Here is a 230-nt window from a genome sequence, read left to right as displayed (position 1 = left end):
CTCTCGGTCGTTTGCCCTGATGACTTTATAATTGATAGCCAAGATACAGAATCGAATTGGCAAGCATTAGAAGTAATTGGCCCATTAGGATTCTCGTTAACCGGTATTATGGCAAATATTTCAGGAGTATTAGCAAGAGCTGGCGTGTCAATTTTTTCAATTTCAACCTATGACACCGACTATATCTTAGTAAAACAGCAAACAGTCAACAAAGCGATGGCTGCTCTTAA

The 230-nt window shown here is 39.1% G+C and carries 1 protein-coding gene; it reads left to right on the top strand.

Features of this window, described 5'->3' with window-relative positions; genetic code table 11:
• Nucleotides 1-230, top strand: a 230-nt coding sequence (locus tag SB765_RS34415; RefSeq protein WP_410933130.1) for an ACT domain-containing protein, incomplete at both ends; no start/stop codon positions are given.

Source organism: Pseudomonas sp. SIMBA_067 (assembly GCF_046534675.1).
Lineage (GTDB): Bacteria > Pseudomonadota > Gammaproteobacteria > Pseudomonadales > Pseudomonadaceae > Aquipseudomonas > Aquipseudomonas putida.
Note: the sequence above shows the minus strand (reverse complement) of the source record. Positions and strands in the feature narration are given on the sequence as shown.